The organism is Cycloclasticus sp. PY97N, from assembly GCF_002443175.1.
Lineage (GTDB): Bacteria > Pseudomonadota > Gammaproteobacteria > Methylococcales > Cycloclasticaceae > Cycloclasticus > Cycloclasticus pugetii.
In genome coordinates this window covers 1,622,637-1,649,635 of the sequence record NZ_CP023664.1, presented here as the reverse complement: position 1 = coordinate 1,649,635, position 26,999 = coordinate 1,622,637, and the positions used below count along the sequence as shown (strand labels likewise).

The following is a 26,999-nucleotide window of genomic DNA, read 5'->3' as shown; positions in this document are numbered from 1 at the left end:
TTAGCGAGGGCCAGTCCATTCATAGATATCTATTGTCTCGGGGTCACAACTTCTACAACCACCTTGGCAAAGTGAGCCAGCTGGAAGTTTTTTTGCATAACCTTTTTTTACCCAGTGTTCGAGCATTGATTTGGCGTCATCTTGAGAGATTTTGAAATGTAAGGCTAAATCACGAACAGGAGCGCTTCGTGCGGCTTGTAAGTAATCACGGACCTCTAATAAAATCATGCGTCTTTAATCAGTGTTGGTTCAACAGCGAGTAATTTCTGGCCAAGTTGGCGAAGCGTAAGCCATATTCCTAGAAAGCCAGCAATGAATACACATAACCAAATCAGTGTTTGTGTTGGATGGCTTGAAAAGTTCGCAATTTGATAGAAAGAAGTCGCCATGCTGTATGCCAAATAAAGGCTCCAGAAAATAGAAAATAAGGCCCAACGTGTTCCTGTTTCACGTTTAACGGCGGCAATCGCAGCAACACAAGGGACATATAAAAGAATAAAGAGTAGATAACTAAAGGCACCAATTTTGCCATCAAAATATTTCACCAAGGTGCCAAAGAGAGCTGAGCTAACTTCTTGCTCAGTTGCGGCTTTATCAAGATTGTCGTTGGCATCAAGTGTCCTTAAACCAAGCGGGTCGCCCATGTTTTGGAACGCATCATTTAAATTATCTTTAGTTGTTGTCACAGCTTCTGAGAACTTATTTTTAAGGCTAAAGTTTTCGTCGTTATCGTCGGTGTTGCCTTCAATATTTGAATAAACTGCATCGAGTGTTCCAACAACCACTTCTTTAGCGAGTAAGCCACTAAAAATACCAACGATAGCGGGCCAATTTTCTTCTTGGATTCCCATCGGTTCAAAGGCAGGTGTGAATGTTTTACTGACTTCACTCAAGACTGATTTTGAACTGTTTTCATTACCAAAACTGCCATCAGTGCCAACGGAATTAAGAATATTGATCACCATGACCATCATGACGATAAATTTGCCAGCTTCTAATACGAAACCCTTTAGGCGTTCCCAAGTGTGGATTAGTAAGCTTTTGATGGCTGGTCGGTGGTAAGGGGGGAGTTCTATGAGAAAACTATCAGACTCACCCTCAAGCACGCTGCTTTTTAGTAACAGTGCGGTAAAAATAGCCGCTGCAATACCTAATAGATATAGTAAGAAAACAATATTTTGCCCAGATTGAGGAAAAAAAGCTGCAGCAAACAAGGCATACACAGATAACCGTGCACCACACGACATAAACGGCGCCATCATCACCGTCATAATGCGGTCACGTTGCTTTTCTAGGGTACGTGTAGCCATGATGGATGGTACGTTGCAACCAAAGCCAATAATTAATGGCACGAAAGCTTTGCCGGGTAGTCCAAGCTTACGCATAAAACGATCCATAACAAAGGCAGCTCTGGCCATATAGCCGGAGTCTTCGAGTATAGATAAACAGAAATAGAGAGTCGCGATGATGGGGATAAAGGTAGCAACAACTTGGATACCACCGCCTAAACCATCAGCGAGTAAGACTTGAAACCAATTGGGAAAATCCAAATTCTGGAGTTGAATTTTAAATCCATCAACAAACAGCGCGCTGGCGGTAATGTCAAAGAAATCAATAAAAGCGCCACCAAAGTTAATGGTTATACTGAACATTAAGTAGATGGCTAAAAAGAAGATAGGTAAGCCGAGATAGTCACTAAGAATGACTTTGTCTACTCGGTCAGACCATGTTTGTTGAATGTTTTTGACTTGCTTGACTACCTGTAAGGTTAGCTGGTGTGCAAATTCATAGCGGCTGGCAGCAATAAGAGTATCTGCATCTTCTCCAGTTGAATCTTTTATATAGAGCTGTCGGCTAGCACAAATTTCTTCGGTTTGCTGTGTTGTAGTGGGGGAGAAGTACCCCTCTAAGCATTGAAGCGCATGCCATCGTAGAATAAATGGGGAGTTGCGTTGCGTATTTAACGTCGGAATAATTTCATCAAGAGCTGAGGTAACGGCAGTCGGGTATTCAATGTTTAAGTGATGCTTAGGCTGCTCATCAATTACCGTTAATATGCTTTCTAAAAGTGAGGTGATTCCTTGGTTTTTACGCGCAACAATAGGAAAAACAGGGCAGCCAAGAGCGTTAGATAAAGCCTCTAGGTCGATGTTCATGCCACGAGATTTGGCAACATCCATCATGTTTAACGCAAGTACAGCTGGAATGCCGGTTTCAAGTAATTGACTGGTAAGGAACAGGCTGCGTTCTAGATTGGCTGCATCTGCAACAATTAAAAGTGCATCAGCCTCTTCGGATAAAATATATTGGCGAGCTATTTGTTCATCAAGAGCCTCGCGGTCACTATCAAGCGCATAAACACCTGGTAAGTCGACCAAAACAAGCTCTTGGTTGTTAACTTTAGTAAGCCCTTCACGACGGTCCACTGTAACGCCAGGCCAGTTCCCCGTTTTTTGTTTAATGCCTGTAATAACATTAAATAATGTTGATTTTCCGCAGTTAGGGTTGCCAATAACGGCAATGACAGGGCTTTTATTAGAGGGGCGTACGGGCATATTTTCTTCGCAACATTGCTTGGTCATAATGTTTCTATTACTACTTGTTTTGCGAGGGTTTCATTCAGAGCGATACGAGTATTTCCAATACTGACAATAATTCCACCTTTGCTTCTTTGAGTAACCTGAAGGGGAATTAATTTAGAAAAGCCTAGCGTTAGCAATTTTTTTTCTAACGAATGAGCCATTTGATTTTTACACAGCATTACTTCCTGGCCAATTTCAATATCAGCAAGAGTAGCGTACTGGTTTAATGCCTGGTTATTTGACATGTGATCTCAAACGTTAATGATAATGATTCCCATTCTAATCTATGATTGAGTCATGTCAAGGATGTGGAATTAAGAATGCGGTTGATACTTAGGTTTAATGACATAGATCAGGTAAGCAAAAATGATTACGCTAATCCAAATAAAACTAAGAATACCAATTATGCCATCGTATTGCCCAGTTAAGTAAGTCCAGCTTGATGCGGGGTTATGGTCAGTGAGTTCTTTAGTTATTTTTATGAGGAAAACCCAGCTAGCATGTAGACCAATGCAATAAGCAAGAGTACGTGTCTGAAGACGAACTAGGGCAAGGAAAGCGCCAACAACAAAAAGCGCTAGAAAGTCATCAAGCGGCATAAATGCAACTGCTTTAAATGCATTAACGATAACTTCAAAACCAGTGCCTATATATAAAAGGTTTTGATCAATATGTTCAATGGGTTTAATAAAGTGCAAAATGGCATAAAAAAAACTACTAACAACAACCGCCGTAAAACCGTTGTGCCATTGTTGGCTTAGCTTGAAGAATAGCCCTCTAAATAAGGTTTCCTCTATTAAAGCAACGACGATTCCGGCTAATAATGCTTTAGAAACAAGTTTCCATGTGAATTGAGAATCTTCTGACAGTACTCTAATATCAAGAACGATCAGAGTAAACACAACAACGCCAAGAATTAACAGACCAGAAATAAAGCCGAATGATGTTTTTTTAAAGAAGTTGCCATAGGTATTATTGTGTCCAATGGCGTTTAAACTCAATTTAAAAAACTTAAAACATGGAATCAGTCCTAAGATTAAAAATAAAAGGGCGGCGCGCGTAACCCATTTTTCAAAACGATATTCATTTGTGCCAAACGCTAAAAATAATGGATAGGCGATTAAAGCAGCCAAAACAGAGGCTGTTAAGAAGTAAAAAACAAAAAATAAGGTAGCTTTCATATGGTTTTTTTACATTTAAGTAAAATTGTATTCAAAAAGGAGTGCAAAAATGTTGAAAGAGTCGGTATGATACCGCACATTATTTCCAACCAAAATGCGAAAGTGGCGGAATTGGTAGACGCGCTGGATTTAGGTTCCAGTATCGTAAGATGTGAGAGTTCGAGTCTCTCCTTTCGCACCATCTATTTTTTTGAACAATCATCAATAAACTACACTAGAGAATAATTATGCAGGTTTCTGTTGAATCTATTTCTGATATTAAAAAAACATTAACAATCGTTGTCCCTCAAGAAGAGGTCGATACGGCGATCAATAAGCGTTATGACGATGTGAAACGAAACGCACGGATTGATGGATTTAGACCTGGTAAGGTTCCTATGAGCGTTATCAAAAAGAAATTTGGCGCAAGTGTGCGCGCTGAAGCGTTATCAGAGTTAACACAAAGCTTTTTTTATAAAGCAATCATGGAAGAAAAGCTAAACCCAGCCAGTGCGCCTGTTATTAAAGCTAACGAAGCTGAGGTTGAAGGGTATGAGTTCTCAGCAAGCTTTGAAGTCTATCCAGAGATTACAGTTAACCCAGTTGAAGACTTATCACTGAATAGCCCAGTAGTGGAAATTGCAGAGTCTGATATAGATAATATGGTTGAAAAGCTGCAAAAACAAAAAGCAAGCTGGAAAGAAGTTAAAACCAAAGCTAAAGACGGTAACCAAGTAACAGTTAGTTTTGAAGGTAAAGTAGGTGATAAGCCTATCTCGGAAGAGCCTATTAAAGGTTTCCCTGTTGTTCTTGGCTCAAAAAGCATGATACCTGGGTTTGAAGAAAACTTAAAAGGCGTGAAAACTGGTGAGAAATTAAGTTTTGAAGTGACTTTTCCTGAAGACTATCAACAAGCTGACTTTGCCGGCAAGGTTGGGGTTTTTGATGTAGAAGTGGATAAGGTTGAAAAGAGCGAATTACCTGAAATAAATGAAGAGTTTATTAAGGAATTTGGTGTGGAAAGTGGTGATGTGGCTGACTTTAGAGCAGACCTTGCTAAAAATATGGGCGGTGAGTTAACTCGTGCATTAGCAACTAAACGTAAAGAAATTGTCATGGATGCAATTGTTGAAAACAATGAAGTGTCTGTGCCAGAAGCACTTGTTGATAATGAAATTAATCAAATGCTTGCTTCGCTAAATGAAAAAGCAGCTCAGGCAGGTCAACCAGCACAGCCGGATTTACCAAAAGAGCTTTTTAAAGATCAAGCAACTAAACGCGTTAAATTAGGCTTGCTATTGTCTGAAATGATCAAGCAAAATGATATCAAAGCGGATGCTGAAAAAGTACAAGCACGAATTGAAGAGTTTGCTCAAACGTATCAATCGCCTGAAGAAGTTATCAATTGGTATAACTCTAACCCAGAAGAGCGCAATAAAGTTGAAAGCGTTGTATTAGAAGACCAATTGGTTGATTGGGTGTTAGAAAAGGCTAAAATAACAGAAACTCAGTTAACGTTTGATGAGCTAATGGCACCTACTCAAGCAACTGGATAAATGACAGATAATAAGGGAGTTAAGATGCAAAATAAACTAGAGGCGCAGGCACTTGGATTAGTTCCGATGGTGGTTGAGCAGACTGCACGTGGCGAACGTTCATACGATATTTACTCTAGACTCCTTAAAGAACGGGTTATTTTCTTAGTAGGCCAAGTGGAAGACCATATGGCTAATTTGATTGTTGCTCAGATGCTATTTTTAGAGTCTGAAAACCCTGATAAAGATATCCACCTATATATTAATTCACCAGGTGGTTCTGTCACAGCAGGTATGTCTATCTATGACACGATGCAGTTTATCAAACCAGATGTTAGTACTATGTGTATCGGTCAAGCAGCCAGCATGGGTGCATTATTGTTGACAGGTGGTGCTGAAGGTAAACGATTCGCTTTACCACACTCAAGAATGATGATCCACCAACCGCTGGGTGGTTTTCAGGGTCAAGCATCTGATATTGATATTCATGCGAAGGAAATTCTATTAATCCGTGATCGTTTAAACAAAATTATGGCTTCACATACAGGCCAGCCGTTAGATGTTATTCAAGGTGATACCGATAGAGATAACTTTATGGGTAGTCAACAAGCCGTTGAATACGGCCTGATTGACCAAGTATTAAAAACACGTAATATAGAAGAGTAGAATAGTTAGCGCTTGGACTGGACAGATTTATAATCTTTAGCATACTGTATATAGCATGTAACTAAAGATTAAGAGTAATGAAACAGTCAACCCTAATAATGAGTGTTAAAGAAAAGAGGTTTGTATGAGTGATGATAAAGACAATGGCGAGAATGATAGTAAGCTTTTGATTTGCTCGTTTTGTGGAAAGAATCAGCATGAAGTTAGAAAGTTAATTGCAGGCCCTTCTGTTTTTGTTTGCGATGAGTGTGTAGAGCTTTGTAACGATATTATTAAAGAGGAGCTTCAAGAGAATGAAGCGACAGGCGCAGGTGATAAATTACCTAAACCCTCTGAAATTAAAGAATCCTTAGATAAGTATGTGATAGGCCAGCAACAGGCCAAAAAAATCTTATCAGTTTCAGTCTATAACCACTATAAGCGTCTAAATGCCTCAAAAGGTGTTGATGATGTTGAGTTGGCAAAAAGTAATGTATTGTTAATTGGCCCCACCGGCTCAGGCAAAACATTATTGGCTGAAACATTAGCAAGAATGTTAAATGTTCCTTTTACCATTGCAGATGCTACGACGTTAACTGAAGCGGGTTATGTTGGAGAGGATGTCGAAAACATTATTCAAAAAATCTTACAAAAATGTGATTTTGATGTCGATAAAGCTCAAAACGGCATCGTGTACATTGATGAAATAGATAAGATCTCACGGAAGTCGGACAACCCATCTTTAACACGTGATGTTTCTGGTGAAGGTGTCCAACAAGCATTGTTAAAATTGATTGAAGGAACAATTGCTTCAGTCCCTCCACAAGGTGGAAGAAAACATCCACAGCAAGAATTTTTACAAGTAGATACCAGTAACATCTTGTTTATTGTTGGTGGTGCGTTTGCTGGTTTAGATAAGGTTATTAAAGATCGTTCTCAAAAAAATGTCGGCATCGGTTTCTCAGCTGAAGTAGTAAGCGAGAATGAAGCGCCAGATGTCAGTGATGTTTTGCAAAATGTTGAGCCGGAAGATCTTGTTAAATATGGTTTGATTCCAGAATTTGTTGGCAGGTTACCTGTTGTAGCAACGCTTGAAGAGCTAGATGAAGATGCATTAATTCAAATACTCAGTGAACCTAAAAATGCATTAACAAAACAATATGTAAGGCTTTTCGAAATGGAAGGGGTTGAACTTGAATTTAGAGAAGAAGCCTTAAGAGAGGTCGCAAAGAAAGCGATGGCTCGTAAAACAGGTGCTCGTGGTTTAAGGACAATTTTAGAGCATGTATTACTAGACACAATGTATGACTTACCTTCGCTAGATAATGTTTGTAAAGTTGTTATTGATGATAAGGTTATTCGGGGTGAGTCTGACCCTATGTTTATTTATGAAAATGATAAAAAAGTAGCATCATCGGAATAAAATAGACTTCAAAGAGAAAAAAAGGCGCTTTAAGCGCCTTTTTTTATGAGTTATGGCTTGAAAATAATGTTCGGTGCCCTGATATTCTTACTAATACTAAATTTAATTCTTTAAGGCGGTAACTAATGAACGAAAAACTAGATTTAACAAACTTACCAATTCTTCCGCTGAGAGATGTGGTTGTTTACCCACATATGGTGATTCCGCTTTTCGTTGGCCGGGATCGATCAATACAGGCGATTGATTTTGCGATGGAAGATAATAAAAAAATTGTTCTAGTTGCGCAAAAAAACCCAGATAACGATGATCCCAAAGAGGATGACCTTTATCAAGTCGGTACCTTAGCCACTATTTTGCAGCTCCTTAAGTTACCTGATGGAACGGTAAAGGTTTTAGTGGAAGGTGAGCAGCGAGTTAATATTGATAAGATTTATACCAATGAAAAATTGTTTGGTGCAGATGTCAGTTTGCTGGAAGATGCCGTAGACCTTGAAGAGCAAGAAATGGATGTGCTTATTAGGACCGTTAGTTCCGCCTTTGAAAGCTATGTGAAGTTAAATAAAAAAGTACCACCTGAAGTATTAACCTCATTATCTGGTATTGAAGACTCTGGCCGTCTTGCAGATACTATGTCAGCGCACATGGTGTTGAAAGTTGAAGAAAAACAAAAAATACTGGAAACATATAACCTTCGCGAACGTTTAGAACATTTGCTGTTATTGATGGAGGGTGAAGTTGATATTCTGGAAATGGAAAAACAAATCCGTAGCCGGGTTAAGCAACAAATGGAAAAGAATCAGCGCGAGTATTATTTGAGTGAGCAAATGAAGGCCATTCAAAATGAATTGGGAGACATGGAAGAAGGTTCAAATGAGATAGATGAACTCGAAAAGAAAATAGCTGATGCAGGGATGTCAAAAGAAGCAAAAGAAAAAGCTGAATCAGAACTGAGCAAGTTAAAAATGATGTCCCCGATGTCAGCTGAAGCCAGTGTTATACGTAATTACATTGATTGTATGGTTAATGTGCCGTGGAAAAAACGTACGCGTATTAGGCATGATCTCGCTGCTGCACAAAAAGTGCTTGATGCTGACCATTATGGGCTAGAGAAAGTAAAAGAAAGAATTTTAGAGTACTTGGCTGTTCAACAGCGGGTTAAAAACATGAAAGGGCCAATTCTTTGCTTGGTTGGGCCTCCAGGTGTTGGTAAAACATCCTTGGGGCAATCTATTGCTCGTGCGACGAACCGTAAGTTTGTAAGAATGTCTTTAGGTGGTGTGCGAGATGAAGCTGAAATACGTGGGCATCGTCGTACATACATTGGTTCAATGCCAGGTAAAATTTTACAAAACTTGTCAAAAGTTGAAACAAAAAACCCTTTATTCTTGCTTGATGAAATAGACAAAATGGCAATGGATTTCAGAGGCGACCCTGCTTCTGCTTTACTTGAGGTGCTAGATCCAGAACAAAACAGTACGTTTAACGATCATTACTTAGAAGTGGATTTTGATTTGTCTGATGTCATGTTTGTCGCGACTGCAAACAGTATGAATATACCGGGTCCTCTGTTGGACCGTATGGAAGTGATTAACCTCGCTGGTTATACCGAAGATGAGAAAATTAACATCACGGAGAACTACCTCATCACCAAACAATTAAAAAATAATGGTTTGAAAGAGTCGGAATTGCACGTAAGCCAATCAGCGATTAGGGATACGGTGCGTTATTATACGCGTGAGGCTGGAGTTAGAAATATCGACAGAGAAATGTCTAAAATTTGTCGAAAAGTAGTGAGAGACATTTTACTGAGCAAACCTAAGAAGCGAATCAATGTTACATCGCGTAACCTTAGTAAATACTTAGGGGTTAGGCGATTTGACTTTGGTAAAGCCGAAGAAACTAATCAAATTGGGCAAGTAACTGGCTTGGCTTGGACAGAGGTTGGTGGTGAATTACTAACAATTGAATCAGCTATTAGCGAAGGTAAAGGCAAGTTAACACTTACCGGTAAGTTAGGTGATGTTATGCAAGAATCTATTCAAGCTGCTTTAACAGTGGTCAGAAGTCGTGCTGCAATGTTAGGTGTTCCAGCTGATTTTTATCAAAAGAACGATATACATGTACATGTTCCTGAAGGAGCAACGCCTAAAGATGGTCCAAGTGCAGGTATCGGTATGTGTACGGCCTTAGTATCATCCTTAACGGGTATTCCTGTGTTAGCTGATGTGGCTATGACAGGGGAAATTACGCTTCGAGGTGAGGTGTTACCGATCGGTGGGCTTAAAGAAAAATTGTTAGCAGCTCTTCGCGGTGGAATCACAACGGTTGTAATCCCACACCAAAATGAAAAAGATTTAATAGAGATGCCGGCTAATATTAAACAAAATTTAACGATAATCCCTGTCCGCTGGATTGATGAGGTGCTGGAAGTCGCGCTTGAACGGTCCCCGACACCATTGAAAGGAAGTGAAAAGTTAACAAAAAAAGATGACAAAAAAAGTAAACCTGCAAAAAATAAAACGGTGACCGCACATTAAGCTGAAGTGTTTGATTTAATTGAGGCAAGTAAATTAATTGAAGGTATGCTTTAAAAAAATATAGTCATAAAAACCTTCTGAAGCTTGACACTGGTGGGGGGGGAAGGATATAAAATCTCCTGTTGAGTGAATAGTGAGGTAGATATAGCCGCTCTAAACACCAGTAACAAAAAAAATTAACTTTAAAAATTATTTAATCATCCTATTGGGGAAAATTTATGAACAAATCAGACCTTATCAATGCAATCGCTGAAGAATCAGGACTTACTAAAGCTGACGCAGGCCGCGCATTAGATGCCACTATCTCTTCTGTTAGTAGTGCACTTAAAAGCGGTGACTCAATCTCACTTATTGGCTTTGGTACCTTCTCTGTAAAAGAGCGTTCTGCACGCACAGGCCGCAATCCACAAACGGGTGAAACGATTCAAATTAAAGCTTCAAAAATTCCTTCATTTAAAGCTGGCAAAACTTTAAAAGACTCTGTAAACTAGCGCCTCTTCTGTTCTTGGGGTGCTTAGCTCAGCTGGGAGAGCGTCGCCCTTACAAGGCGAATGTCGGGGGTTCGATCCCCTCAGCACCCACCATTTAGGAGTGGTAGTTCAGTTGGTTAGAATACCGGCCTGTCACGCCGGGGGTCGCGGGTTCGAGTCCCGTCCACTCCGCCATTGGTACAAAAAACCATTAATTTGAAAAAATTAATGGTTTTTTTTTGCTCATCGAAAATGTGAGTTAATTTAGAACGCGATGCAATTAATAGGATGTTTATAAATGTCCCCTATAAAGTGCTATCAGTTGTTTAATAAATGCAGTTGCCAGCAGTAACGCCGCTTAATATCGTTTTCTTGGCTAGTGTCCTTGTTGTTGTAAAGGATAGTTTGTTCAAACTAACGCACACTAGCCTAAAATATGGTTTAATTTCCTCACATATAGTGCAATAGTGAATTCCCCTTTAGGATGCTGCGGCCACTGTCAATAAACATTAAATTGTTAATTCAGTGGTTTTATATAAACTGAGAGTATTGTCTTTTGAGACGACTGTTAAGCACTATTTTTTTAAATTTTTATGTGGATTATTTTTTATGTTAGATAGATTGCGGGTACACGTTAAAGGCTGGTTGGGTATGGTTATTCTTATAATGATCTCTATCCCATTTGCTTTGTTTGGCTTACAAAACTACACCAATGGTGGGTCCGAAAAAGCTGTCGCTGAAGTAGGGGATTATAAAATTTACCAAGCGGATGTTAATCAGGCTTATCAAAACCGCGTGGCTCAATTAAAAGAGCAATATGGTGATCAATACTCTGCTGACTTATTTAATCAAGAGGCAATACGCCAAGAGTCGTTGAATCGATTAATTCAAGAACAACTTGTTTTGCAAACAGTTAATAAAGATGGCTATGTCGCATCAAACAAGGCCGTTCTTGATGTAATTTCTAATATAGATGCCTTTCATAAAGACGGACGGTTTGATAAAACAACCTATGAGCAATTATTACAAGCAAGAGGCTTAACAACCACTGATTTTGTAGAAACGGTACGTGCAAGCATTGAACGAGAACAATTTATAAACTCTATTATAGGTACGACCTTAGTAGACGAGAGTGAAATAGATGAATTTCATCGTTTAACGAATCAAACTAGGGATATTAAGTATTTGTTGCTGCCTATTTCTTCAGTGGTTAATGAAGTGGTGGTAACAGATGAAGAGCTTAATGAACATTATTCACAAAATAAGCTTCTTTATAGATCACCTGAAGAAGCATCTATTGAATATATTTCATTAAACTTGTCTGACTTGATGTCGGAGGTTTCCCCGTCGAAAGATGAATTGTTAGCGTTCTATGAACGTGAGCGTCAGTCATTTACGGTATCCGGTCATCGAAGAGCGAGCCATATATTGATTGAAGCAACTGCTGATCTCGCAGATGCAGAGAGAGAGGAAAAGAGAGCAAAAGCCGACATGGTTTTAAGCCGACTTAACAAGGGAGAAAATTTTGCAAGCTTGGCTAAAGAGTTGTCTGAAGATATTGGTTCGGCTGAATCAGGTGGTGACTTAGGCATCATCACCGACGGTATGATGGGCGCAGAGTTTGAAAAAACGCTGGATTCTCTTGAAGAAGGCGAGGTTAGTAACGTAGTTCAAACTCAATACGGCTTTCATATTATAAAGCTGGTCTCAAAAGAGGCTGATAAGGTGCAACCATACGAAGCAGTAGAAGAGACAGTAACAGAACTGTTTAAATTAAATGTTGCTAGCGAAAGGTTTTATCAACTAGCAGAGCGTTTTGCTGAGTTAGCGTTTGAAAATCCAGATTCATTAAACCCTATCGCTGATGAATTAGGGTTAACGGTTGAACAACAAACGGGTATTACACGTACTAGTGATGAGGGCATTGCTGCCAGCACTAAAGTGCGTCAGGCTGTGTTTAATGAAGATGTTTTAGCGGGTAATAATAGCGATGCAATTGAAATAGGCTCTGAGCATTTAGTTGTATTACGTATTAATGACTATGTTCCTGAGGCAACAATGCCGTTAACTGCAGTAAAAGATAGAGTTGAATTGTCTGTTAAAAAAGATAAGGCTAATGAATTGTTAACACAGAAAGCGGCTGATTTACTGTCTCAGCTAACATCAGGGGTAACGATTAATACCTTGTCAACGTCAGATGATGTCCTGCTTGAAGATATTGGACCGGTGACAAGGCATGATAAATCGGTTCCAGTAAAATTATTAAACGATGCGTTTAGTATGTCTCACCCAACACAGGGAAAACCCTCTTTTAAATTAAGTACGCTAGACAATGGCGATGTTGCGATTATTGAGTTGAGTAAAGTAACTGATGGCGACCCAACAGAGATGACAGAGACTTCACGCCAAACATTTAAGCAGTTTTTATCACGTTTAACTGGTGAAGTAATGTTGGCCGCAACAATAGAAAATTTAAGTGTTGAGGCAGACGTGGTTTTAGCTAATCAAGCACAATAAGTTGAAATGAAACTACACTGGCAAATTTTTATTGCAATTGGCTTAGCGATTATTGCGGGTATTGCAACAGGAGAAGAAGCGGGTATAGGTTCATTCACTTTTTATGATGTGTATGTATTTTTAGGTACGTTATTTCTTAATGCACTAAAAATGTTGATAGTCCCATTGATCTTGTCATCGATTATTTGTGGAATTGCAAATATGGGTAACTTAGGTGGTTTAGGTCGTTTAGGTGGGAAGACAATTACGTATTATCTGTCGACCAGTCTGGTTGCTATTTTAATCGGTTTGGTTTTGGTTAATATCGTAGAGCCAGGCATCATTGCTGGCGAGCCAGTTCGTGATCGTGTTGGCTTAACGGAAGATATTACAGAGGTTGCTTCAAAGCTAGAAGGAAAAGGAGCTGCTGATATCACCGGTATATTTTTACGGATGGTGCCAACCAATATTGTCGCAGCAGCAGCCAATGGTCAAATGTTAGGGCTGATCTTTTTTGGACTATTATTTGGCTATTTTATGACTCAAATAATCGAACAAAGAAAAACAGTTTTGCTGACATTTTGGAATGCAGTATTGGATGTAATGATGAAAATGACCGATTGGGTCATGAAGTTTGCACCGATCGGTGTTTTTGGCTTAGTAGCTAAAGTAGTTGCTTCAACAGGCTTAGCTGCTTTTTTACCATTAGCCTATTTTTTCTTTACGGTATTAGGTGCTTTAGTTATTCATATGTTTGGTGTTATGCCATTAGTGTTGAAATACCTCGGTGGCGTTAAACCACTTCGCCATTACAAAGCGATGACCCCCGCATTGCTGACCTCTTTCTCAACAAGCTCGTCGTCAGCCACACTGCCCATTACGTTAGAGTGTGTTGAAAAAAACGCAGGTGTTTCAAATCGTACAAGTAGCTTTGTCTTGCCGTTAGGTGCAACTATTAATATGGATGGTACGGCGTTATACGAATGCGTGGCAGCTATGTTTATTGCTCAAGCTTATGGCTTAAGTTTAGGGTTTACTGAGCAGTTTCTTATTGTCCTAACAGCCTTGGTTACCTCGATTGGTGTAGCGGGTATTCCAGCGGCAAGTCTTGTTGCAATCAGTATTATTTTGGTAACAATAGGGCTTCCATTAGAGGGCATTGGGCTTATTCTTGCTGTCGATCGTGTTTTGGATATGTGTAGAACCAGCGTTAATGTATTTAGTGATTCTTGTGGTGCAGTTATTATTGCTCGAAGTGAAGGCGAAGATCAGGTTTTACAATCAAAATAAATCATCGTGAATAAGCCAGTAATTAAACTGCGTAGGGCAGCGGGTTTTCTCTTTTTAGTGCTATTAATGTCTGCTTGTACAGATAAGGCTTTAAATAACCCTTATGTTGAGGATCACGGAGAAGGCAAGGTCATATATTCGTCATTTTCTGAACGGCCTAAGCATCTTGATCCTGCGAAAGCGTACAGTTCAAATGAGTATGCCATTATTGCGCAGGTCTACGAACCATTATTTCAATATCATTATTTAAAACGGCCTTATCAATTAGAACCGCTATCGGCCGCTAAAATGCCTTCGGTCAGCTACTTAAATGCGAAAGGTGAATATTTGCCAGACGATGCGGATGTGGCCAATATTGCTTTTAGTGAATATCATTTAACAATTAAAAATGATATTAAATTTCAGCCCCACCCGAGTTTTAATCTTGAATTACATAAAACATTGCCCGAGGGTTGGGATACTCGGTCTTTATACGACTTACCAACGGCAACACGTACATTAACGGTAGATGATTTTATTTATCAAATAAAGCGTTTGGCTGACCCAGCAACACAATCACCAATCGCCAGCTTAATGGCGAACTATATAGTGGGTTTTAAAGAGTTTTCAGAAAAACAAACGGCATTACAAAATAAATCGCCTAGATTAAGTAAAACTCAACGTTTGCACTCTGAGCAAATGACTGGCATCAAAAAATTAACGGGTCAACACTTTACGATTCGCATCAAAGGGAAATACCCACAGTTTATAAATTGGTTAGCAATGCCATTTTTTGCACCAATGCCCTGGGAAGCAGATGAGTTTTATTCAAACCCTCTATTAGTAGAAAAAAACATAACATTAGATTGGTTCCCTGTGGGAACAGGACCATATTTTTTGCAAGAAAATAACCCTAATAGGCGAATGGTTCTGGCAAAAAACCCTAATTTTCATACGGAGTATTACCCTTCAGAAGCATACCCTAGTGCAGATATTCAGACCTTATTGATGGATGCAGGCAAACCATTACCCTTAACAGATAAAGTGATTTTCTCGTTAGAAAAAGAGAGCATTCCTTATTGGAATAAATTTTTACAAGGTTATTACGATGTCTCCGGTATTAGCTCAGATAGTTTTGACCAAGCGGTTAGTTTTTCGGCGCAAGGGGATGTTGGTTTAACCGATAATATGATTGCACGTGGCATTGGCCTACAAACAGCGGTGACAACATCGACCTATTATTTCGCGTTTAATATGTTAGATAATGTTGTTGGTGGTGATTCTGACAAGACTAGAAAGCTACGTCATGCTATTTCTATAGTTATGGATTATGAGGAATATATTTCAATTTTTCAAAATGGTCGTGGTGTTCCAGCACAAAGTATTATTCCTCCAGGTATTTTTGGTCATGTTGCTGGTAAGCAAGGGATGAACCCTGTTGTTTATAACTGGCGTGATGGCTTACGCAGACGGACTGTGGCTGAAGCAAGGGAGTTGCTGGCTGAGGCGGGCTACCCGAATGGGTTAGACCCAGCAACTGGGAAACCGTTGGTTTTATATTTTGACACAATGGACAGTGGGCCAGATAGTAAAGCTAGACTAAATTGGTTACGTAAACAGTTTGATAAACTTAATATTCAACTGGTTATTCGTAGTACAGATTACAATCGCTTCCAAGAAAAAATGCGTAATGGTAATGCGCAAATGTTTATGTGGGGTTGGAATGCAGATTACCCAGATCCTGAGAATTTTTTATTTTTGTTATATGGCAAAAATGCCAAATCAATTCATGGTGGTGAAAATGCTTCTAATTATCAAAATAAACAGTTTGATCGTTTGTTTGAGAAAATGAGCGCCATGGAAAATACCCCTGAACGTCAAGCGATCATTAAACAAATGGTAGCAATCAGCCAACAAGATGCACCGTGGTTATGGGGCTTTCATCCAAAAGCTTTTTCACTACATCATGCTTGGTATAAAAATGCATACCCCAATTTAATGGCCAATAATAAAACTAAATACATCAATATTGACCCTGAGGTGAGGGATGAATATCAAAAGAAATGGAATGCGCCGGTTTATTGGCCATTAGTGTTCGTTTTATTGGTGATAGCCTGTTTACTATTACCTGCTTACATTATCTATCGGCGAATTGAGCGTTCCACAGCCCTATGATTAATTACATTATCAGACGTTTGTTTTATGTATTACCTGTGTTGCTTGGGGTCAATATATTAACGTTTGTACTATTTTTTATTGTTAACTCACCCGATGATATGGCGCGAATGCAACTGGGTGATAAACATGTGACTCAGGCTGCGGTTGATAACTGGAAGCAACAACGTGGCTATAATTTACCGTTACTGTGGAACAAGCAAGAAGCGGGTGTTAAACAGTTTTCGGAAACAATTTTTTTTGAAAAATCAGTGGGTTTGTTTGTATTTGATTTAGGCGTTTCTGATAGTGGTCGTGATATTGTTGCCGATATTTCGCAACGGATGTGGCCCAGTTTAGCTATCGCTATTCCATCATTAATATTTGGGGTATTAGCAAATATTACATTTGCCCTCTTATTAATATTTTATCGAGGCAGTATTTTAGAGTTTGGTGGTTTGTTTTTATGTATAGCCTTAATGTCTATTTCAGGGCTGTTTTATATTATTGCTGGTCAATATTTTGTAGGCAAGTTGTTAGCGCTAACCCCCATTTCTGGATATGCTCCGGGTGTCGATGCGCTTAAGTTTATTATCCTACCTGTGTTGATTGGTGTGGTGTCTGGTTTAGGCTCTGGTGTTCGCTGGTACCGTACATTATTTTTAGAAGAGGCTGCAAAGGATTATGTTAGAACAGCAAAAGCAAAGGGGCTGTCTGATATCGAAGTATTATTTAAACATGTGCTTAAAAATGCCATGATTCCAATTCTAACCGGCATTGTTGTGATATTACCCTTGCTCTTTATGGGGAGCTTGATTACCGAATCGTTTTTTGGAATACCGGGTTTAGGCAGTTACACCATTGACGCGATCAGTAGTCAAGACTTTGCTATTGTTCGTTCAATGGTGTTTCTTGGTTCATTTTTATACATTATTGGCCTGCTTTTGACCGATATTTCTTACACCTTGGTTGATCCAAGAGTAAGGCTAGATTAATGCTGACGCTTTTATGGACAGATATGGCTGTGTTTGCCCTTGTGATCAGTGGGGTATGGGCTGTTTGCTATTCTCGAAAAAAAGAACATTTACGCCGGCCTTGGTTAAAAGTAATGAACAACTCGGTTGGCGTTATATCACTAACCGTTTTATTGGTGTTTTTATTGATTGGTACGTTAGATTCTATTCGGCTTGAGCATCATGAAACATTAGCGAATGGACAAATAAATGAACATGCAGAAGTCGTCAGTGTGTTGGATATCATATTGACGCCTTTGCGCACAAAGGTAGAGAAAACGTACTCTAAGCCTTTTGCACATTTGGCCTATGCTAAAGAAATGCGTGTCGATGCAAGCGGTGTTACTCGCTGGGTTTATCCTCCGTTGCTTCATGGAGGGGCGCATTTAGCTAAACCATCTGATAAGCAAAAAGATATCCTGGTTAAAATCTTACAAGGACTAGCAACGGGGGCTTTGGTCTGGTTCTTCTTAATAGCTATTTTTAAGCTGATAAGTAAACGTGCATTATTTACTGGCTCTAATGGCCTCAGGAGTTGTCTCTTAACGCTATTGGTTATATTTTGCTTAGTGTCTGTTTTAACAATGTTAGCACCTCATTACCATGTTTTAGGTACAGACAAGGTGGGCGAAGATGTGCTTTATCAAGCGATAAAAAGTATTCGTACAGGCTTGGTTATTGGTGCACTGACAACCATTGTTATGTTGCCTATAGCGATTACTTTTGGCTTAACCGCTGGGTTTTTTCGTGGTTGGATAGACGATGTTATTCAATACCTCTATACCACCCTAAGCTCCATTCCTAGTGTGTTACTGATAGCTGCAGCTATCTTAATGGCGCAGGTCTATATGGCAAATAACCCTGAATTATTTACCACAGTTGAAGACAGAGCGGATATGCGGCTCTTGCTGCTGTGTATGATTTTAGGTATTACGAGTTGGACAGGGCTTTGTCGACTATTACGTGCGGAAACCTTGAAAATTCGCGAAATGGACTATGTTGTTGCTGCCCGAGCATTAGGTGTTGGAAAGTTTCAATTGTTGAAGCGGCATGTGCTGCCTAATGTCATGCATTTAGTGATGATTACTATTGTGCTCGATTTTAGTGGATTAGTGCTGGCCGAAGCGGTTCTGTCTTATATAAATATAGGTGTTGATCCATCAACCCACAGCTGGGGCAATATGATTAATACATCGCGGTTAGAAATGGCGCGTGAGCCGATTGTTTGGTGGTCTTTAACCGCGGCGTTTATTTTTATGTTTACCTTGGTGTTAGCGGCTAATTTATTTGCGGATGTCGTACGGGATGCTTTTGACCCAAGATCAATATAATTGAAAGCGTAGATTAACTTAAATTAAATTTGTAACGTATTGAATAATGAATAAATATATTTTCCATGATGCTCTTTTTTCTGATCAAGACCTTTCTTATATCAGTAAGGTTTTTGATACAAAAGCTGAACCTAACGATGGGTTTTATAGCTTAACGAGTCCACAGTTTGTTGAGCTTTCAGCAGTACGCCAGGCATTAAACTGCGATGTAAGTCGGTTACCAGATCATTTCGATGGACAGCAAGTACGCTTAATAGTCACTGATATGGACTCAACATTAATTTCTATTGAATGTATTGATGAAATTGCTGATATGTTAGGTATCAAGCCAAAGGTGTCGAGTATTACAGAAGCTGCGATGCGTGGTGAGTTAAATTTTGAAGAGTCGTTGACTCAACGAGTTGCGTTATTGAAAGGGTTACCTGTCGGGGAGTTACAACGTGTCTATGATGAACGGTTAAAGCTAAACCCGGGTGCAGAGAAACTTAATGATTATTTAAAGCAGTCAAAGATAAAGTTGGCCCTAGTGTCAGGTGGTTTTACTTTTTTTACTGAAAAATTAAAAAACAGATTAAACCTAGATTACACACTAGCTAATACCTTGGAAGTTGCTGATGGTTGCCTAACCGGTGCAGTGGAGGGTGATATTGTTGGCGCACAATCAAAAGCAGATTTGTTATTAGCGTTGTCTAAGGAATTGGGGTTAGCGCAGCATCAAGTGATAGCAATGGGTGATGGCGCCAATGACTTGTTGATGATGAATTGTGCTGGTTTAAGCGTGGCTTATCATGCAAAACCAACCGTTCAGGCTCAAACAGATATTCAATTAAACCATCGTGGTTTAGATGCTGTGGTTGATCTACTGAAAGCTTAATTAAGATGCGCGCACCGATACTGTCCGTTGACGGACTGATGACTCAATTTAATCAACCGTCTGAAACGGTTAAAGCGGTTGATGGTGTAAGTTTTGACATTGCTGAAGGGGAGACCTTTGCACTGGTTGGTGAGTCGGGTTGTGGCAAGTCAGTGACTGCTTTATCAGTAATGAGGCTGTTGTCTAATAACGCGCAAATAACAGCAGGAAAGGTACTATATCGGGGCGTCGATCTATTACGGATGGCAGAAAAAGATATGCGTCAGGTACGTGGAGCGCGTATATCGATGATATTTCAAGATCCAATGACATCGTTGAACCCAGTGCTAAGTATTGGGGAGCAGATTGCAGAAGCAGTTTTAGTGCATAAGAAACAAGCCGCTGAGGATGTGAGAAAACGTGTCATAGGATTGATTAAACAAGTCGGTATACCGGATGCAGATGAACGTTATGCTGATTACCCCCATCAATTATCCGGAGGAATGAGACAGCGAGTGATGATTGCCATTGCGTTAGCAAATGAGCCTGATTTATTGATTGCCGATGAGCCGACAACAGCGCTAGATGTAACTATCCAAACGCAAATTCTACAGTTGCTTAAAGAATTGCAGCGAGAAATGGGCATGTCGTTATGGATTATCACGCATGACTTGGGCATTGTGTCTGATATGGCTGACAAAGTTGCGGTGATGTATGCAGGGCAGTTAGTTGAAATGGCATCGCGAGATGACTTTTTTAAAAAGCCAGTACATCCTTATAGTCAGCGTTTATTTGATGCTGTTCCTAAAATGGAAAAGCGCAAGGAGTCGTTGGTAACCCTGCCAGGCACAGTTCCTAAGCTATCGCAGCCATTTGTTGGCTGCCGGTTTGCAGATCGTTGTGATTTTAAACAGTCGTCTTGTGTAGATTCGACTATGGTTGAGTGGACCGAGGTATCTAATACACATCAAGTAAGGTGTATAAGGGTAGGCGAGCTTGAACTGGTTGAGAAACTAGGGACTACATTGGCTCCTTCAAATGAAGATGCGGTAAACCATTCATCGTTAACGGTTAATCAATTAAAAGTTCATTTTCCGATCAAGAAAGGCTTGCTAAAGCGCACGGTTGGGCAGGTTAAGGCGGTAGATGAGGTTAGTTTGGACTTAACAGCAGGCAGTACAACTGCGTTAGTTGGGGAGTCCGGTTGTGGCAAAACCACGTTAGGAAAAGCACTGTTACGGTTGTTGCCTATTACATCGGGTGATGTTGTATATAAGGGGCAGAATATCGCAAAGCTCTCAGAAAAAGCTTTTCAAGCATACCGCCAGCAGCTGCAAATTATTTTCCAAGATCCATTCTCATCGATGAACCCAAGAATGCTGGTTGGTGATATTTTGGAGGAAGGAATTAGGGCGTTAAAATCTAATTTAAGTGATGCCGATGTTGTGCGCGAGTGCAACAGCTTACTGCTTAAAGTTGGCTTAACAACAGAGGTTAGATTACGTTATCCTCACGAGTTTTCAGGCGGGCAGCGTCAACGTCTTTGTATTGCCCGTGCTTTGGCGGTTAATCCGTCAGTAATTGTTTGTGATGAACCAACCAGTGCGTTAGATGTTTCTGTGCAAGCGCAAGTTTTAAATTTGTTGAAACAACTGCAACATGAGCAAGGGCTTAGTTATTTATTTATTACTCATGATCTGTCAGTGGTGGCTTATTTGGCTGATAAGGTTGCCGTTATGTATTTAGGGCGAATTGTTGAATATGGCAAGGTTGAAGAGGTACTTAATCGCCCGGCTCACCCTTATACAAAGGCATTGATTGAAGCAGTTCCTAGCTGGGATAACGATTTGGGGAAAAAGGTCATTAAACTACCAGATAATATGCCATCACCCGCTAATCCGCCAACTGGCTGCCATTTCCATACACGTTGTGATCAAGCGATGGCTGATTGTAGCCAAATCAAACCGACTGATGTGTTATTGAGTGAAAGCCATAAAGTAGCCTGTTTGTTGTATCGGTAAACGTAGCTTGTTATGTCCTGGTGACATCAACAATAATTTTTAGTTTTTGTCCTGGCTTCAGGTATTTCTTATTTAAGGTGTTCCAACGTTTCAAATCTATAATGCTAACGTTGAACTTCCTAGAAATAAGGTACAAAGAGTCACCGCTTTTTACGGTATAGCGAATAGTCTGGTTTTTACGTTTAGAGGCGAGTTGCGTACGCGGGCTTGGATGTGTTGGGTGCTGACTCCAAATAACCAGCTTTTGACCAATTCTTAAGGTATCTCTGGGGGCCATTGCATTCCATTTAGCTAAGCTGCGAACGCCCACTCCGTATTGTTTAGCAATACTCCAGAATGAATCGCCTGACTGAACGTAATACTCTACTTTTTGCCCCTGGCGCGAGGTGTTAATAATGTCACTTTTACGCATATCCGCACTACTAGCGTATAAACGATTATTGTAATTAGCCGTAGGTATAAGTAGATGCTTGCCAGCTCTGATCAGGTTGTTTTTAATAGGGTTAGCTTGTTTTATTTGTGTAACCGTCGTGCGGTAACGTCTAGCAATTTGTCCCAAAGTTTCGCCGTTTTTAACTTTATGGCGAACCCACTTTAAGCGTTGTGAGTCGGGTAAAGCAGCCAATTTAGTTTTAAAATCGGCAGATTTAGACACGGGAAGTAGTAGGTAATGGGGCCCTTCAGGGCTGGTTGCCCATTGGTTAAATGAAGGGTTAAGAATGTATAAGTCTTCAATGCTAATTTCGGCAAGCTCAGCGGCGCGAGCAAGGTCAAGTTGTTTTGTAATGTTTACTTTTTCAAAAAATGGCTCATTAGGGATATCGATGAGTGTTACATTGTACTTGTCGGCATTTGCAAGAATACTTGCAATGGCAATTAATTTGGGGACGTAATGTCGCGTTTCTTTGCGAAGGCTAAGTGCCCAAAAATCAGTTGGGTGACCGAGTCGCCTGTTCTTTCTCATTGCTGACGACACAGAACCGCCGCCTGCATTATAGCCAGCTAAGGCAAGAAACCAATCATCATCAAATCGTTTAGATAGTTTTGTAAGGTAAGTTAAAGCAGCATTTGTAGAAGCGTACACATCACGTCGCCCATCATACCACCAAGTTTGTTTTAAGCCGTATGCGACACCAGTAGAGGGGATGAACTGCCATAAACCAGCAGCTCTGCCATGCGAATAAGCAAAGGGCTTATAAGCACTTTCAACAATGGGTAAGAGGGCAAGTTCACCGGGAAGTCCGCGTTTTTCTATTTCATTAACGATATGGAAAAGATACGGTTTTGCATTTTGTTGAACGCGTATTAAATAGTCAGGGTGTTTGCTGTACCAGTCAATCTCAGCTTGGATGCGGTCGTTTTCAATGGTCGGGAATTGATACAATGAGAACAAACGAGACCAGAGATTTTTCGACAAATTGACGTTAGATGAAGGCGTTTTTTGAACAGCCTTTATAGTGCTTGAACTAGCTAGCGATTGTGCTTCAGTAGAAGGGTTTAGTTCAGCTGTTGGCGTCGGTTTAAGCTGTATCGGGGTACAAGAAATAAGTATAGTAAAGCTGGCAAATAAAAGAAAACTGATCGTTTTATTTGTGATTAAATATCGCATTGAATTGGGCTAGTTGTGACGGGTTAGTTTAATATTCTAATTATAGGTTGTTTAATTAATGGTAGACAGAAAAAACTCATTTATAGGCAGCACTAGCGAACTTCGTCATTGGTTTGAGTCGCCTATTGGGCAAATTTTTCGGCAAACGGAATCTGTTTTATTAAGTGAAAAACTCAAAGAGGGGTTTCACCCAGAAGTATTACAGCTTGATTTTATCGGTTGGGAAGACGAGCTTCATGAAGCAATGCGTTTTGCTCATTACACTATTTTGGACCATGAGTTAAACAAGACGACAAACTACCCATGCATCGTCGGGGAGGCCGATAGTTTACCGATAGAAACACATAGTGTAGATGTTGTTATTATGCCTCATACATTAGAGTTTGAAGAAAACCCTCACCAAGTTTTGCGCGAAGTAGATCGAGTATTAAGGCCTGAAGGCATTATCTTATTGATGGGGTTTAATCCGTGGTCTTTTTGGCATTTACCTCGATTTTTACCAAAAGTGATGAAAAAAACACCTTGGAACGGTCATTTTATTAGTCGTTATCGGGTGGTCGATTGGTTAAGGTTGTTGAATTTCGAGATTGAAAAAAGCAAAGGTTGCTGTTTGTTTCCATTTCATAAAAAAGAAGCGACGACGACACGACAAAAACTTATTGAAAAGGTACTGGCCTGTTTGCCCTTTTTGCCAGCCGCATATTTTGTAATGGGTGTTAAGCGTGTTTCAGGTGGCACGCCTATTTTTCATTTAAAAGATTTAAAAAAACGATTTATTTCACCTCTAACTGAACCAGCGACAAAGATAATACATGTTAAAAAAGAGCGTACAAATATACACTGACGGCGCATGCCGAGGAAACCCAGGAATAGGCGGTTGGGGCGCCAGTTTGCAGTACAACGGGACTAAAAAAGAAATTTACGGGGGAGAGCTAGAAACGACCAATAACCGTATGGAGCTAACCGCGGTAATTGAAGCGTTGAAACTATTAAAAGAACCAGCGGAATTAACCATCAATAGTGACTCTAAATATGTTTTAAGTGGCATTAATGAGTGGTTACCCAACTGGAAAAAAAGAAACTGGAAAACGGCGAGTAGAAAGCCCGTTAAAAATGTGGATCTTTGGCAACAATTAGATGCATTGGCTCAACCGCACACTATTAAATGGGTTTGGGTTAAAGGGCATAGTGGTAATGTAGGTAATGATAGAGCCGATGAGCTGGCAAATATGGGTATAGATTCATTATGAGACAAATTATTTTAGATACTGAAACCACTGGGCTTGAGCCAAAACAGGGGCACCGTATTATCGAGGTAGGATGCGTTGAGTTGGTTAATAGACGTTTAACAGGGAACAACTTCCATTATTACTTGAATCCGCAGCGAGATATTGATGAAGGGGCTGTTGAGGTGCATGGTTTAACAGCTGAGTTTTTAGCGGATAAACCGTTATATGAGAATATTGCAGAAGAACTTTTCGAGTATCTAAAAGGAGCCGAAGTGATTATTCACAACGCGGCATTTGACGTTGGCTTTATTAATCATGAATACAGTTTGATGGGTTCGGATCATACAGATATGGCATCGTGGTGTGAGGTGACAGACTCTCTGCATATGGCTAGAAAGATGTTTCCTGGCCAACGTAATAGCTTAGATGCGCTTTGCAAGCGCTTTGAGATAGACAATAGCCAACGAACGTTGCATGGCGCTTTGCTAGATGCTGAGATTCTAGCCGATGTGTATTTGATGATGACCGGTGGGCAGAACTCTCTGTTTGCTGATGAGCATCAAACGGATACTGTATTTGAGCCTAAAATGTTAGATAAGAATCGCCAGCTTTTACCAGTTATTAAGGCGAACAGTGACGAGTTAGAAAAGCACGCTGAGCGAATGGAAATGATTAATAAAGCGTCCGGTGGCCAATGTGTTTGGGATAAAATTAACCAAACTGCTCAGTAGATATAAGGCGTGTAAATATCAAGAAAAGTCATTGGTTTTAAATAGAGACTATTTTGTCGATCATGAGCAAATGACTTAATGCGATGTAACGAGCCATTACGGGGCTGCTAAAGCCTTAACGAAAGTTATTATTTTGTGAAGGCTTCATTTAGTAACAGTTTTTTGCTGACTTCAATGAAACTTACCCTCGTTGAGTATAAAATATCGCTTTTATTTTATCTGGTGATTTTAAATGACAGTCCGTACACGATTTGCTCCTAGCCCCACAGGTTACCTACATGTTGGTGGTGCAAGAACAGCCTTATTTTCATGGTTATATGCTAAAAAAACAAAAGGGCAGTTTGTATTAAGAATAGAAGACACCGACCGTGAACGGTCTACAGACGAATCTGTGCAAGCTATTTTTGATGGTATGAAGTGGCTTGGACTATCCCATGATGAAGGGCCTTTTTTTCAAACAGAGCGATTTCCCCGTTATCAAGAAATTATTGAACAGCTATTAGAACAAGGTGATGCTTATCATTGTTATTGTTCTGCTGAAGAAGTAGAAGCAATGCGTGAGCAGCAGCGTGCTAATAAACAAAAACCACGTTATAACGGGAAGTGCCGACACCGTACAGAAGCTGTTGAAGGCGTGTCACCCGTGGTACGCTTTAAAAACCCAGAAACGGGTATGGTTGTTTTTGATGATTTGGTACGCGGCGAAATATCCATTGCTAATGACGAGTTAGATGATCTGGTTATTGCCCGATCAGATGGCACACCAACGTATAACTTAACCGTTGTGGTGGATGACTTAGATATGAATATGACGCATGTGATACGCGGCGATGATCATATCAACAATACACCTCGACAAATCAACATTATGAAAGCACTTGGTGCTCAGGAACCTCGATTTGCACATGTGCCGATGATTCTTGGCGACGATGGCGCACGATTATCCAAACGACATGGTGCAGTTAGTGTTATGCAATATCGCGATGACGGTTTTCTACCCGAGGCCTTATTGAATTATTTGGTTCGTTTAGGCTGGTCTCATGGTGACAAAGAGTTGTTTACACAAGCTGAAATGATTGAGTTATTTGATATTAAAGATGTCAATAGAACCGCCTCAACATTCAATACAGAGAAACTACTTTGGATTAATCAACAATACATTATAAATAGTGACCCTGAGCGGTTGGTTGAGCCATTAAGTGAACAATTAGTAGCGCAAGGTTGTGATGTGGATAAGGGACCATCCATTATAGAGCTTGTAAAAACACAGCAAGAGCGCGCTAAAACATTAAAAGAAATGGCCGAAAAAAGTCTTATGTTTTATAATAACTATGAGGCGTTTGATGAAAAAGCAGCTAAAAAGAATTTAAAGGCAGCTAGTTTAGAACCCTTAGAAATGATGCTAGCAACATTTGAAGCGTTAGATGACTGGTCTAAAGAAAAGCTGCATGAGGTGATTATAAAAACGGCTGAAACTTTGGATTTAAAACTTGGAAAAGTTGCGCAGCCATTACGTGTTGCATTATCAGGTACATCAGTTTCACCAGCATTAGATGCAACGCTTTTCTTGCTGGGGAAAGAAACCTGTATAAAAAACATCAAAAGAGGGATAGATTACATAAAAAATAGAATTCTTCTGCAAGAAGGCTAGACACTTAGTTAATCATTCAGTACAATTCGCGTCCTGCCAAGAGGGGCCATAGCTCAGCTGGGAGAGCGCAACACTGGCAGTGTTGAGGTCAGCGGTTCGATCCCGCTTGGCTCCACCATTTTTTTGGTGATAAAGTGATTTAGACGATTCACTTTTGTAGTAAATATAGACTTAGTCCCCATCGTCTAGAGGCCTAGGACACCGCCCTTTCACGGCGGTAACAGGGGTTCGAACCCCCTTGGGGACGCCATTTAAAAAACCGCTTACAGAAATGTAAGCGGTTTTTTTTA

At 40.0% G+C, this 26,999-nt stretch carries 21 protein-coding genes and 5 tRNA genes; 21 read left to right on the top strand and 5 right to left on the bottom strand.

The window, feature by feature from the left end; all coding sequences use genetic code 11:
* The 4 genes from CPC19_RS08070 to CPC19_RS08055 all read right to left on the bottom strand — a co-directional run bounded on the left by CPC19_RS08070 (window position 1) and on the right by CPC19_RS08055 (window position 3,763).
* Entirely contained in the window at window positions 1–228 is a 228-nt protein-coding gene (locus CPC19_RS08070; RefSeq protein WP_015005747.1) for a FeoC-like transcriptional regulator, read from the bottom strand.
* Complete coding sequence (gene feoB, locus CPC19_RS08065) at window positions 225–2,582, bottom strand: Fe(2+) transporter permease subunit FeoB (protein WP_016389467.1); 2,358 nt, start codon at window positions 2,580–2,582, stop codon at window positions 225–227. Before feoB ends, CPC19_RS08070 begins: the two co-directional genes overlap by 4 nt.
* Window positions 2,579–2,827, bottom strand: coding sequence for a FeoA family protein (locus CPC19_RS08060; RefSeq protein WP_016389466.1), 249 nt, complete (start codon window positions 2,825–2,827; stop codon window positions 2,579–2,581). The genes feoB and CPC19_RS08060 overlap by 4 nt, the downstream gene beginning before the upstream one ends.
* Before the next feature lie 69 nt (window positions 2,828–2,896).
* Window positions 2,897–3,763 (bottom strand): CPBP family intramembrane glutamic endopeptidase, encoded by an 867-nt coding sequence (locus CPC19_RS08055; protein ID WP_016389465.1) that lies wholly within the window; start codon window positions 3,761–3,763, stop codon window positions 2,897–2,899.
* A gap of 96 nt (window positions 3,764–3,859) precedes the next feature.
* Here CPC19_RS08055 and CPC19_RS08050 point away from each other — a divergent pair.
* The 15 genes from CPC19_RS08050 (at window position 3,860) to CPC19_RS07980 (ending at window position 21,489) form a co-directional block, all read left to right on the top strand.
* Window positions 3,860–3,944: transfer RNA gene (locus tag CPC19_RS08050), tRNA-Leu, on the top strand.
* A 46-nt stretch (window positions 3,945–3,990) separates the two neighbouring features.
* A complete protein-coding gene (tig, locus tag CPC19_RS08045; protein WP_015005751.1) occupies window positions 3,991–5,298 on the top strand; it encodes a trigger factor in 1,308 nt (435 codons plus the stop codon).
* A gap of 24 nt (window positions 5,299–5,322) precedes the next feature.
* The gene (gene clpP / locus CPC19_RS08040; RefSeq protein ID WP_015005752.1) at window positions 5,323–5,943 is read left to right on the top strand and encodes an ATP-dependent Clp endopeptidase proteolytic subunit ClpP; all 621 of its coding nucleotides are present in this window, start codon (window positions 5,323–5,325) and stop codon (window positions 5,941–5,943) included.
* 124 nt (window positions 5,944–6,067) lie between these two features.
* On the top strand, window positions 6,068–7,345 hold the full coding sequence (gene clpX, locus CPC19_RS08035) for an ATP-dependent Clp protease ATP-binding subunit ClpX (RefSeq protein WP_016389463.1): 1,278 nt from the start codon (window positions 6,068–6,070) through the stop codon (window positions 7,343–7,345).
* A gap of 125 nt (window positions 7,346–7,470) precedes the next feature.
* A complete protein-coding gene (lon, locus tag CPC19_RS08030) occupies window positions 7,471–9,882 on the top strand; it encodes an endopeptidase La (protein WP_016389462.1) in 2,412 nt (803 codons plus the stop codon).
* 218 nt (window positions 9,883–10,100) lie between these two features.
* Window positions 10,101–10,373 carry an HU family DNA-binding protein gene (locus CPC19_RS08025; RefSeq protein ID WP_015005755.1) on the top strand — a complete coding sequence of 91 codons (273 nt, stop codon included), beginning with the start codon at window positions 10,101–10,103 and terminating at the stop codon, window positions 10,371–10,373.
* A gap of 17 nt (window positions 10,374–10,390) precedes the next feature.
* Window positions 10,391–10,466, top strand: a tRNA-Val gene (locus tag CPC19_RS08020).
* 4 nt (window positions 10,467–10,470) lie between these two features.
* Window positions 10,471–10,547 (top strand) — tRNA-Asp (locus CPC19_RS08015).
* A 414-nt stretch (window positions 10,548–10,961) separates the two neighbouring features.
* Window positions 10,962–12,869 (top strand): SurA N-terminal domain-containing protein, encoded by a 1,908-nt coding sequence (locus CPC19_RS08010; RefSeq protein WP_015005756.1) that lies wholly within the window; start codon window positions 10,962–10,964, stop codon window positions 12,867–12,869.
* 6 nt (window positions 12,870–12,875) lie between these two features.
* On the top strand, window positions 12,876–14,138 hold the full coding sequence (locus tag CPC19_RS08005; protein WP_016389460.1) for a dicarboxylate/amino acid:cation symporter: 1,263 nt from the start codon (window positions 12,876–12,878) through the stop codon (window positions 14,136–14,138).
* Between the two features lie 66 nt (window positions 14,139–14,204).
* A complete protein-coding gene (locus tag CPC19_RS08000) occupies window positions 14,205–16,292 on the top strand; it encodes an ABC transporter substrate-binding protein (protein WP_035850399.1) in 2,088 nt (695 codons plus the stop codon).
* Window positions 16,289–17,266, top strand: coding sequence for an ABC transporter permease (locus CPC19_RS07995; RefSeq protein ID WP_015005759.1), 978 nt, complete (start codon window positions 16,289–16,291; stop codon window positions 17,264–17,266). Before CPC19_RS08000 ends, CPC19_RS07995 begins: the two co-directional genes overlap by 4 nt.
* Window positions 17,266–18,615 carry an ABC transporter permease gene (locus CPC19_RS07990; protein WP_016389458.1) on the top strand — a complete coding sequence of 450 codons (1,350 nt, stop codon included), beginning with the start codon at window positions 17,266–17,268 and terminating at the stop codon, window positions 18,613–18,615. The genes CPC19_RS07995 and CPC19_RS07990 overlap by 1 nt, the downstream gene beginning before the upstream one ends.
* Before the next feature lie 46 nt (window positions 18,616–18,661).
* On the top strand, window positions 18,662–19,489 hold the full coding sequence (serB, locus tag CPC19_RS07985; protein WP_016389457.1) for a phosphoserine phosphatase SerB: 828 nt from the start codon (window positions 18,662–18,664) through the stop codon (window positions 19,487–19,489).
* A gap of 5 nt (window positions 19,490–19,494) precedes the next feature.
* Complete coding sequence (locus tag CPC19_RS07980) at window positions 19,495–21,489, top strand: dipeptide ABC transporter ATP-binding protein (protein WP_035850297.1); 1,995 nt, start codon at window positions 19,495–19,497, stop codon at window positions 21,487–21,489.
* A 10-nt stretch (window positions 21,490–21,499) separates the two neighbouring features.
* Here CPC19_RS07980 and CPC19_RS07975 read toward each other — a convergent pair whose 3' ends face one another.
* A complete protein-coding gene (locus CPC19_RS07975) occupies window positions 21,500–23,098 on the bottom strand; it encodes a LysM peptidoglycan-binding domain-containing protein (protein WP_016389455.1) in 1,599 nt (532 codons plus the stop codon).
* 58 nt (window positions 23,099–23,156) lie between these two features.
* On the opposite strand from CPC19_RS07975, the gene CPC19_RS07970 reads away from it, so the two are divergent.
* The 6 genes from CPC19_RS07970 to CPC19_RS07945 all read left to right on the top strand — a co-directional run bounded on the left by CPC19_RS07970 (window position 23,157) and on the right by CPC19_RS07945 (window position 26,959).
* On the top strand, window positions 23,157–23,942 hold the full coding sequence (locus CPC19_RS07970) for a class I SAM-dependent methyltransferase (RefSeq protein ID WP_016389453.1): 786 nt from the start codon (window positions 23,157–23,159) through the stop codon (window positions 23,940–23,942).
* Complete coding sequence (gene rnhA, locus CPC19_RS07965) at window positions 23,911–24,348, top strand: ribonuclease HI (RefSeq protein WP_015005765.1); 438 nt, start codon at window positions 23,911–23,913, stop codon at window positions 24,346–24,348. The genes CPC19_RS07970 and rnhA overlap by 32 nt, the downstream gene beginning before the upstream one ends.
* A complete protein-coding gene (gene dnaQ / locus CPC19_RS07960) occupies window positions 24,345–25,058 on the top strand; it encodes a DNA polymerase III subunit epsilon (RefSeq protein ID WP_016389452.1) in 714 nt (237 codons plus the stop codon). Before rnhA ends, dnaQ begins: the two co-directional genes overlap by 4 nt.
* Before the next feature lie 232 nt (window positions 25,059–25,290).
* A complete protein-coding gene (gltX, locus tag CPC19_RS07955) occupies window positions 25,291–26,709 on the top strand; it encodes a glutamate--tRNA ligase (RefSeq protein WP_015005767.1) in 1,419 nt (472 codons plus the stop codon).
* Between the two features lie 42 nt (window positions 26,710–26,751).
* A tRNA-Ala gene (locus tag CPC19_RS07950) sits at window positions 26,752–26,827 on the top strand.
* A 56-nt stretch (window positions 26,828–26,883) separates the two neighbouring features.
* Window positions 26,884–26,959: transfer RNA gene (locus CPC19_RS07945), tRNA-Glu, on the top strand.
* Window positions 26,960–26,999 lie beyond the last annotated feature (40 nt).